This window comes from Altericroceibacterium xinjiangense, from assembly GCF_003958635.1.
GTDB lineage: Bacteria > Pseudomonadota > Alphaproteobacteria > Sphingomonadales > Sphingomonadaceae > Altericroceibacterium_A > Altericroceibacterium_A xinjiangense.
Genome location: NZ_RSEK01000005.1, coordinates 246,787 through 255,758, shown reverse-complemented (window position 1 = coordinate 255,758; position 8,972 = coordinate 246,787). Strand labels below are relative to the sequence as shown.

Annotated in this window: 10 protein-coding genes and 1 tRNA gene; 6 read left to right on the top strand and 5 right to left on the bottom strand. The window is 64.8% G+C overall.

Annotated features, from left to right (window positions below):
* Positions 1-134: 134 nt before the first annotated feature.
* Positions 135-1,475, top strand: coding sequence for a recombinase family protein (locus ELY13_RS08350; protein ID WP_164549747.1), 1,341 nt, complete (start codon positions 135-137; stop codon positions 1,473-1,475).
* A gap of 620 nt (positions 1,476-2,095) precedes the next feature.
* Here the strand turns inward: ELY13_RS08350 and ELY13_RS08345 are convergent.
* Positions 2,096-2,182 (bottom strand) — tRNA-Leu (locus tag ELY13_RS08345).
* Between the two features lie 288 nt (positions 2,183-2,470).
* Between ELY13_RS08345 and ELY13_RS08340 the strand changes: the two genes are divergently transcribed.
* From ELY13_RS08340 to ELY13_RS08330, 3 genes are read left to right on the top strand one after another with little or no spacing between them, the layout of a single operon-like run.
* Positions 2,471-3,682 (top strand): toxic anion resistance protein, encoded by a 1,212-nt coding sequence (locus ELY13_RS08340; protein ID WP_126173428.1) that lies wholly within the window; start codon positions 2,471-2,473, stop codon positions 3,680-3,682.
* Between the two features lie 10 nt (positions 3,683-3,692).
* The gene (locus tag ELY13_RS08335) at positions 3,693-4,433 is read left to right on the top strand and encodes a hypothetical protein (RefSeq protein WP_126173427.1); all 741 of its coding nucleotides are present in this window, start codon (positions 3,693-3,695) and stop codon (positions 4,431-4,433) included.
* The gene (locus ELY13_RS08330) at positions 4,433-4,738 is read left to right on the top strand and encodes a polyhydroxyalkanoic acid system family protein (RefSeq protein ID WP_126173426.1); all 306 of its coding nucleotides are present in this window, start codon (positions 4,433-4,435) and stop codon (positions 4,736-4,738) included. Before ELY13_RS08335 ends, ELY13_RS08330 begins: the two co-directional genes overlap by 1 nt.
* 59 nt (positions 4,739-4,797) lie before the next feature.
* Here ELY13_RS08330 and ELY13_RS08325 read toward each other — a convergent pair whose 3' ends face one another.
* From ELY13_RS08325 to ELY13_RS08310, 4 genes are read right to left on the bottom strand one after another with little or no spacing between them, the layout of a single operon-like run.
* On the bottom strand, positions 4,798-5,379 hold the full coding sequence (locus ELY13_RS08325) for a hypothetical protein (RefSeq protein ID WP_126173425.1): 582 nt from the start codon (positions 5,377-5,379) through the stop codon (positions 4,798-4,800).
* Positions 5,376-5,831, bottom strand: coding sequence for a DUF2721 domain-containing protein (locus tag ELY13_RS08320; RefSeq protein ID WP_126173424.1), 456 nt, complete (start codon positions 5,829-5,831; stop codon positions 5,376-5,378). Before ELY13_RS08320 ends, ELY13_RS08325 begins: the two co-directional genes overlap by 4 nt.
* Positions 5,828-6,862 (bottom strand): mannose-1-phosphate guanylyltransferase, encoded by a 1,035-nt coding sequence (locus ELY13_RS08315; protein ID WP_126173423.1) that lies wholly within the window; start codon positions 6,860-6,862, stop codon positions 5,828-5,830. Before ELY13_RS08315 ends, ELY13_RS08320 begins: the two co-directional genes overlap by 4 nt.
* 55 nt (positions 6,863-6,917) lie before the next feature.
* On the bottom strand, positions 6,918-7,655 hold the full coding sequence (locus ELY13_RS08310) for a TonB family protein (RefSeq protein WP_126173422.1): 738 nt from the start codon (positions 7,653-7,655) through the stop codon (positions 6,918-6,920).
* 135 nt (positions 7,656-7,790) lie between these two features.
* Here ELY13_RS08310 and ELY13_RS08305 point away from each other — a divergent pair, with 135 nt between their 5' ends.
* On the top strand, positions 7,791-8,213 hold the full coding sequence (locus ELY13_RS08305) for a DUF6152 family protein (protein ID WP_126173421.1): 423 nt from the start codon (positions 7,791-7,793) through the stop codon (positions 8,211-8,213).
* Entirely contained in the window at positions 8,213-8,962 is a 750-nt protein-coding gene (locus ELY13_RS08300; protein WP_126173420.1) for a hypothetical protein, read from the top strand. Before ELY13_RS08305 ends, ELY13_RS08300 begins: the two co-directional genes overlap by 1 nt.
* The last annotated feature ends 10 nt before the right edge of the window (positions 8,963-8,972 follow it).

The following is an 8,972-nucleotide window of genomic DNA, read 5'->3' as shown; positions in this document are numbered from 1 at the left end:
CCGCCACGTGAGTGGACCATGGCCAAGGCCCAGTTCGCCGTCATCTTCGGCGAGCGCTTCATCAGAGCCATGGCGGCATAATATTCAAACCGCCCGCCACACACGAAATTCCTGACAGTCCCTTCGCGAAGATCGTGGAGCGCCTGGACGCAAGACAAGCAAGCTTCGTCTCGGTCACACAGGCCTTCAACACGACCACGAGCATGGGACGCCTCACGCTCAATGTCCTCCTTTCCTTCGCCCAGTTCGAGCGCGAGGTTACTGGCGAACGCATCCGCGACAAGATCGCCGCCTCCAAGAAGAAGGGGTTGTGGATGGGAGGACCGGTTCCGCTCGGGTACGAGGTGGTCGAGCGCAAGCTCGTACCTGTGCCGGAAGAGGCTGAACGCGTTCGGCACATCATGCGCCGCTACATCGAAGCGTCTTCCGCGAGCGCGCTTCTGGCCGAACTTGAGGCAGAAGGGATACGAACCAAGGTTCAGCGCAGGACGAGCGGACCGCATCGTGGCGGCATTCCGTTCCGCCGGGGCAGCCTCTTTCATCTGCTCAAGAATCCCGTCTACCGCGGAATGATCGTGCACAAGGGCAAGACCTATCCCGGCGAGCACGAGGCGATCGTCCATGAAGAGCTCTGGACCGCCGTGCAGGCCCGCCTGGCGACCAAAGCGCCTCCGAGAAAGCGCTCGACCAATGACCGGCAGGATGCGTTGCTCGCACGACTACTGACCGATCATCAAGGACGTCCGATTGTACCGACCTTCACCTGCAAGGGAACAAGGCAGTACCGCTATTACGTAACCCGGCGGGATCTGGCCCGGCCCGGCAGCCCAGCTGCAACACGGTTCGCCATGCGCAGCCTCGACCGGTATGTGATCGACGAACTTCGCAAGCTGCTGGCGGACGAACATGCACTGCGCCGCTGGCTGAAGCTGGATGAGGCGCAGACGCTTCGGAGGGTGATCGACCAGGCCGGGCAATTGAAGGACCGGCTCGCGAGCGAGGGCAACTGGCCGGAAGTCGTGCGCACGCTCCTCTGTGCGATTCGCGTGAGCAATGATCATCTGGAACTTCTTATCTCTTCCGATGCTCTCGAACTGAAAACACCGGGTGATCCCTTGCCGCTGAAGCTCCCTCTCCCCGCTCGCAAGCCATTCAGGGAAGCCAAGCTAAAGCTGAGCGGCGGCAATGCCTCAAACGCTCCAGATCGCGCGCTGGTGAAGCTCTTGAGGGAAGCCCACAAAGTGAAGCAACTACTCCTTGCTGCACCGGGAGAATCCCTGAGCACCGTCGCAGCGCGCGAAGGGCGTTGCCGCAAGCAAATGGCGAAGCTGCTTCGCGTGAGCTGGCTCAGCCCTCAAGTTGTGGAAGCGATGATCGACGGCAGGCTCGCGGATCGATTCGACCGCAAGCAGCTGCTCGAGATGGAGATCCCGTTCAGCTGGTCCGAGCAGCACACACTGTTCGGTCTGGTATAGCGTCCTCAGGAACTGCCCCAGGTACGCCCGCCCGAGTTGAGGCGGGCTTTTTGCTGGCAGAGACTGCGGGCGAAATGCTGCCTGAACGTCTCGGTTTGCCCGTATCTCCCGGCCTCAGCTGTCGATCGGCCCACCCGCAAGGGCCGCAGAACTGCGCGCCATCGGGCAGCAGCGTCGCCCGAAGGCGTAAACCTATTTTGTCAGAAGACTGTATGGTGCCCTTGCAGTAGACTCGAACTTCTTGTGTCTGCTCACCCCAACTCCGAATCCGGCAGAAATTCTCTCGCACTTTCCGCAGGTTAGACGGAGCAATCTGGAAGGCTTACGGATATTTGTATTCAGGAGACTGGTTGGATCTGTCTGTTTGCTACCCTCTCAGTCCCGCAGGCAATCCTTGGGCACCGGAGGATGATCAGCAATTGCATCGGATCGACGCTGCCAGGAGTTGAGGCGAGAATCTTTGCGCGGGAGACTTCTGGGTGAGAAACCGTTTTTGGGCGACGCCTGAGAAATCTCCTGGCCTCACCTTCCGAAAGCACCGGGCCGGAGACCCGCAGAACTGCGCGATCTCCGGCTTGGTTTCGCAATTTCTTGGTTCTAAGTCAGCTACTTAGACTGTTTGGTGCGGTCGAGAAGACTCGAACTTCCACGGGCTTTCGCCCACAACGACCTCAACGTTGCGCGTCTACCAGTTCCGCCACGACCGCATCATGCTTGCGGCGGGATGGTCTCCCGCCGGGTAGGAGGGCGCCCTTAGCAAAGCGGTCGTACGGCTGCAAGCACGCTGGTGCGAAGAATCGTCATTCCCGCCATATTGTTATCCGCGCCAGAGGGGCCCGGAAAAAAGCGGTTCGTCGAACCCCGGCGTCCGCTGGCGCCGCGCGGCTTGCAGTGCGGGAACAGCTGGCCCATCTTGGGCGCCAGAAAACCGGCCACAAATCCGGGGCGCCCGGAAAACAGAAGCGCCGGAAAACCGAAGTAGGAGCGATGAGCGCATGGCCAGCACGCCGACAGGGACCACAACTGCGACGGGAACCGACCTGAAACTGACCCCGCCCGATCCTGTCCCGCAGGTCAGCGCAGAAAAGGCCGTCGGGCTCGTGCCGGTCAGTGAGGAAAAGAAGTCCAAGCTGGACGAGAAGGTCGAAGGCTTCGTGTCCGAACTGGTCGCGCTCGATTCGAATTCGCCCGATTTCGGCAAGAAGGTCGACCAGCTGACCAACATGGGCCGGACCGAGATTGCGGCGGCGGCCAAGATGTCGAGCCGCTTCCTCGATCGGCCGGTCCGCGCGATGGACCAGGACAGCGGCGTCGGCACCGATCTTGCCGAGCTGCGCCGTACCGTGGAAGAACTCGATCCCGCGCGCCAGGGCAAGCTTTCATCGGGCCGCAAACTGCTCGGCATCATTCCCTTCGGCAACAAGCTGAAGAATTACTTCGACAGCTACACTTCCGCGCAAGGGCACATCCAGGCGATCCTTGCCCGCCTCGCCAGCGGCAAGGATGAGCTGCTGATGGACAACGCCGCGATCGATGTCGAACGGCAGAAGCTGTGGGAAGCGATGGGCAACCTGGAACAGATGATCCACATCGCCCGTACGCTCGACACCCGGCTGGAGAACAAGGCCGAGGAGCTCGACGCGACCGATCCGGCCAAGGCGAAGGCGATCCGCGAAACCGCGCTGTTCTATGTCCGCCAGCGGGCGCAGGACCTGCTGACCCAGATGGCGGTCAGCGTGCAGGGCTATCTCGCGCTCGATCTCGTCAAGAAGAACAACGTGGAACTGGTGAAGGGCGTCGACCGCGCCAGCACGACCACGGTTGGCGCGCTGCGCACCGCGGTGACGGTCGCCCAGGCGATGACCAACCAGCGGCTGGTGCTGCAGCAGATCACCGCGCTCAACACGACGACGGCCGGGATCATCGATTCGACCGGGAAGATGCTGCGCGAGCAGACCGGCAAGATCCACGAACAGGCAGCAAGCTCCACGATCCCGCTGGAAACCCTGCAACGCGCGTTCCAGAACATCTACGACACGATGGACGAAGTCGATCAGTACAAGCTCAAGGCGCTGGATTCGATGAAGCAGACCGTCGATGTCCTGTCGGGCGAGGTCGAACGGTCCAGGGGCTACATCGCCCGTGCCGAAGGGCAGGCGCAGGCCCAGAAGGCGGCCAGCGAGCCTTCGCTGCTGTCGCTGGACTAGGAGCGGCACCTTGGCCGGAGAAGCCCACCAGAGCCAGGCGATCATCGAAAGCGCCAGCCGGTCCCTGCAGCACCAGCGGCAGGGCGGGCGGCGCGCGCCTTCGATCGGGCGCGGTTCGGCCGAACTGAAGCGCCGCGCGCTGGTGCGCCGGGCCAAGCTGATCGCGGCCTCGGTCGCGGCGATCCTGCTGGCGGCGATCGCTGCCGGGCTGGTGGTCGGCGGGATCGGCCTCACGGGAGTGATGCTGGTCGCGCTGGCGATCGTCGCCGCAGTGGTGGTATTCGGCGCGTTTCCGACGGCAAAGACCCCGCGCCGGGAGGATCTCAACCGCGGGGACGTGCGGCAGATGGTCGGGCGGACGGAATTGTGGCTGGAACACCAGCGCCCCGCCCTGCCCCCGCCCGCAGTGCAGATCGTCGACACGATCGGGGTCCAGCTCGATGCCCTTGGTCTGCAGCTGGAAGGCGTCGATCCGGTTCATCCCGCTGCGATCGAAACGCGCAAGCTGGTGGGCGAAACGCTGCCGGGGATGATCGACGCCTATCGCAAGATCCCGCCCCACCTGCGCAAGGAAGAACGCGTGGGATCGACTCCCGAACGGCAGATCGTCGAAAGCCTCGGCAAGATCAGCCAGGAAATCGACGAAGTCACTCGCCAGCTGGCTGACGGAGCGCTGGACGACCTCGCGATCCGCACCCGCTTCCTGGAATACAAGTACGGTACGGGCGATGAGCCCATGGAGAATCCCTGATGCGCGTTGCCATTCCCCACGATCTCGACAAGGCGACAGTCCGGCAGCGCCTGCGGGGCAACAGCCACACGCTGGGCGATCACATCCCGGGCGCGCAAGTCGCCACGTCGTGGCCAAGCGAGGACCGCATGACGATGACCGTCAGCGCCATGGGGCAAAGCTTTGCCGGGGACGTGGAGATCGAGGAGCGGCAGGTCGTCTTCACGCTGGCGCTACCGCCCGCACTTGGGTTCATCGAGCCGATCGTGGAAGGCGCGATCCGCCAGCAGGGCCAGAAGCTTCTCGCCCCGCCCACAGGTAGTTGACCCAAGTGGCTGGAGTGCACGCATAGAGGCAGACCGCTTCCGGCGGCACGACCCTCCGGTCAATCGACCGTCAGCTGGGCGCCCTGAAGCGTAACGCGCCGGAGGAATTCCCCGAAGACCCGCAAATCGCCACGCTGGCGCGTGCGATCTGTCGTCAGCTCCATCGTGTAGATGAGCGCCGGGCCATCGTAGGTGAACAGCTGGTTGCGGGTGCGCGGCATCGCTAGAAAGGTGACCGCAACCGTATCCGGCGCGGCGTTCGCGGGAACGCAGGCGACCACGCGGCCCGCATCCTGCCGGACCTGAACCGTGAACGGCGCGGGCGCCGATCCCGCAGGGCAGGCAATCCGCGCCAGTTCATCCCAGCTGCGCCGGTCGTTGTTGAACTGCGCGGCAATAGACAAGCGGCGGCGCGCCTGCGGATCGGGACACGTCCCGCCGAGCACTTGCTCGAACCCGTATGTCCGCTCACCGGAGCGGAGCGCACACACCGGGTCGGCGGAGGGAAACGCGGCATTGAGCGCGAATTCGTCCAGCGTGCCGGTGCGCCATGCCGGCGCGGCTTCGGCCGCGCAGCCGGACAGCGCAACCGATGACAAGGCCGCCATCAGGCAGGCAACGCGCAACGACACCCGGTTCATAGCTTCCGCTCCAGCTCAAGGTAGGTTTCCGGGATGCGCAGCGCCTCGGTCGCCTGACGCACTTCGCGCAGGAACAGCAGCAGGGCCGAAACCAGCAGGATGATGGCACCGCTGAACACGCTCGCGATCATCCCCTTGAGGTTCAGCGCGGCGAATTCTTCCACGAACAGCATCATCACCACGATCCCGACGCCGAGCCCCGCCAGTACCAGCAGCAGGATTGCCCGGCCGATCAGATGGATGCGGCGATCGACCATCCGGATCTCGCGCACGATCGCGTCGTGTTCCGAGCCCTCTGTGCCGGCATGGCGTTCCTGCAGCTCGCGCGAGCGGTCCACCACCCGCCCGAGCCGGGAGGAAAGCGTGTTCATGAAGTTGCCGATGGCAACCATCAGGAACGCCGGGGCCAAGGCCAGCTGGATCGTCTGGGCAATGACCGGCGCATCCTTCATTGCCGCGATGCGCCTCCCAGCTTGCCCACTTTTTGCGCGCCGGTCATTGTGGTGACGAGCACATCGTTGCCGTCGATCACGATGGCAATGTCCTCCAGCCCGATCACGGAGACGCGCGGCCCGTCGCTTTCGACCAGCACGTTGCGGCAATCGACCAGTTCGGCTTCCCCGCGTGCGCAGTTTCCGGTTTCGTCCCGTTCGCGCGCGTCGCGCAGCGCCTGCCAGTTGCCGATATCGGACCAGCCCATCGAAGCCGGCACCGTAGCGGCGCGGTCGGTCTGCTCCATCACCGCATAATCGACCGATTCGCTTTCGATCGCGGCGAAGCTTTCCGGATCCGGATGGAACCGCAGCCCGTCCTGCCGTCCGCGACCGACTGCGGTATGCACGGCGTCGGCGATGCCCGGCCGGTGCCGGGCCAGTTCTTCAAGGAAGCGCCCTGCCTGGAAGGCGAAGATTCCGCCGTTCCAGCTGTATTCGCCGGACGCGAGGAATTGTTCCGCCCGCGCGAGGTCCGGCTTTTCCACGAACTGGGCGATGCGGAATCCTTCCTCCAGCGGCTCACCCCGGCGGATATAGCCGTAGCCCGTCTCGGGCATTGTCGGTTCGATGCCGAGGGCGACCAGCCAGCCTTGTTCCGCCAGCCGGGCCGCGGCCAGCGCCGCATTCCGGAAGGCAGCGACATCGGCAATGTGGTGGTCGCTCGGGCAGACCAGCATGATTGCGTCGGGCGCCAGGCGTTCAGCGGCCAGCGCAATCGCTGCGGCGGTGTTCTTCGCTTCCGGCTCGACGATGATCGACGCGCCATCGACGTTGCCGCCCTGCGCTTCGACGTGGGCAAGGTGGTCCTTGCCGGTGACGATGATCGGGGGGGCGAATTGCGCAGCATTGTTCGACCGGTCGAGGGTCGCCTCGAACAGGGTCATTTCCCCAACCAAGGGCAGGAACGGTTTCGGCTTGGTCTTGCGGCTGCGCGGCCACAAGCGCGTGCCGCTGCCACCGCAAAGCACGATCGGCGTGATCTTGGTCATCGTTCCCCCTGAATCGGAATATCCCTGCCGATGCTCTAGCAGATTGTGCGGCGCATCAAAACCATTGCTGGCGCCACAGGAACCGGCCCGGGATGGGATTTCCCGCTGCGTCGAGCGCGGGCCGGAACCGGAACCGCTCGATCGCAAGGCGGCAGGTAATCGCGTCGGCTTCCGGGTCGGGGCTGGGATCCGTCACGCGGCAGCCGGTCACACGTCCGTCGGTGCCGACGGACAGCTCAATTACCACATCCTGGCCCTTGCGCGCCGCGCGGCCGGAGCGCGGGTAATCGCGTGCGTCGCTGATGTTACCTGCGGTCTTCTCGAGCGGACGGGCTATTCCGCCCGATCCCGCGCCGCTCCCTGCATTGCCGCTGCCGGTTCCTTCGCCTTCCCCGCCGCCGCCGGTGCCCGTGCCCTGATCGGCCGCGCCGGAAGCGTTTTCCGACCCCGTTGAGGCGACGGGGGGAACGGGGCTGGCGCGGGAGATGGGGATCGCCGGCTCCGGCGCGGCAACTTCCTTCGGGATCGCCCGCGGCGCTTCAGGCGCGGCGGCGCCTTCATCGGGAACCGCGGCTGGTTCAGGCGTGGGCGCGGGTTCGGGAAGCGGCTCAGGCTCCGGTTCGCGCGTGCGGACCGTCACGGTGACGAGCGAGGTCGCCTGGCGGATCGCCTGAGTCGTGAAATCGGGCGCGAACGCGCGGGCCAGTCCGAAGATCGCAGCGACGTGCAGCAGAACGATCAGCGCCAGGGTGCCCCAGTTGATCTTTCGGCGGGGACCGGTCGCAGGCAGCAACGCTAAGGATTTCCGTTATCTGGGCAAAAAAAGTGAACGACCCCGCTCCCGGCCGGTTCCGAAGCCCCTTGTCCTGCGCAGCCCGATAGCCGACACTGGCGAACACGCTGAAAACAGCGAAGAGAGGATGCAATCATGAAGCCTGCGCGTCGGAGCCGCCTGGGAGTTCGCCCCAGCATTCACCTGGCTCTTCTCCCTGCCCTGCTGCTGGCACCCGCAGCCGCCCAAGCGCATCATTCCTTCGCAGTGTTCTTCGATCCGTCGAAGACGGTGACGGTCACCGGCAAGGTCACCGAATTCCGATTCACCAACCCGCACGGTACCCTGGCGCTGGAGGTACCCGGAAAGGACGGAACGATACAGCGCTGGCGGGTGGAGACCAACGCACCGGTCGTGCTGGCACGGCGCGGCTGGTCACGCGGCGCGCTCAAGCCGGGCGACACGGTGACGGTCGAAGGCTGGCCGGCGCGCGACGGCAAGCCCTACCTGCGGCTGAGGCGGGCTACCGATGCCCAGGGGCAGCCGATCGGCCAGCCTTTCGGACAAGGAGACGGATGATGCGGTCGCAGCTCCTCGTCCTCGCGCCGCTGGCGCTGATCGCCGCGCCGCTCGCGGCGCAGGACCATCCCGACTTGTCCGGCTTCTGGTCACCGGCTTCCGGCGACAACCCCGATCCGGCCCTGATGGACAAGCTGCCGCCGGAAACCGCGGTGCTGGACGACACCGGGATCGCCGAGTTCCCGAAAGGCGAATTCGGCGGCCTCAAGCTCAAGCCTGAAGCATCGGCCCGCGCCCAGCAATGGAACGCGGAGGACGAAATGACCCTGGCACGCGTCTGCGCCGCGCCCTCGATGGTCTATTCGCTTCAGGGCCCGTTCCCGTTCGAGATTCACCAGACGCCCGAACTGATCGTGTTCAAGCACGAATACTTCGATCAGGTCCGACTGGTGTTCATGGATGGGCGCGGACACTTGCCGGCCGATGCGCCCCATTCCAAAACCGGCCATTCGATCGGCCACTGGGAAGGGGACGAACTGGTGATCGACACCACTCACCTTGCCCCTGCCACGATCACCAACAACGGCCTGGATCACAGCGCGGCCGTCCACATGGTCGAACGCTACAAGCTCAGCCCCGATGGCACGACGCTGATGGCCACCCAGTGGTTCGAAGACCCCGAGGTGCTCGACAATACCGGCGCCCGCTACATCGCCTGGACGCGCAAGCCGGGGGAACACGTCTATCCCTATGACTGCGATCCGTCTTTCGCCGTGCAGTACCAGCAGGCCGGCGCGTCCGCACCCTAGCGGACGCAGG

Coding starts and splice junctions, on each gene's coding strand:
- ELY13_RS08340 (WP_126173428.1), top strand. CDS start 2,471: ATGGCCAGCACGCCGACAGGGACCACAACTGCGACGGGAACCGACCTG.
- ELY13_RS08330 (WP_126173426.1), top strand. CDS start 4,433: ATGCGCGTTGCCATTCCCCACGATCTCGACAAGGCGACAGTCCGGCAG.
- ELY13_RS08325 (WP_126173425.1), bottom strand. CDS start 5,379: ATGAACCGGGTGTCGTTGCGCGTTGCCTGCCTGATGGCGGCCTTGTCA.
- ELY13_RS08320 (WP_126173424.1), bottom strand. CDS start 5,831: ATGAAGGATGCGCCGGTCATTGCCCAGACGATCCAGCTGGCCTTGGCC.
- ELY13_RS08315 (WP_126173423.1), bottom strand. CDS start 6,862: ATGACCAAGATCACGCCGATCGTGCTTTGCGGTGGCAGCGGCACGCGC.
- ELY13_RS08305 (WP_126173421.1), top strand. CDS start 7,791: ATGAAGCCTGCGCGTCGGAGCCGCCTGGGAGTTCGCCCCAGCATTCAC.
- ELY13_RS08300 (WP_126173420.1), top strand. CDS start 8,213: ATGCGGTCGCAGCTCCTCGTCCTCGCGCCGCTGGCGCTGATCGCCGCG.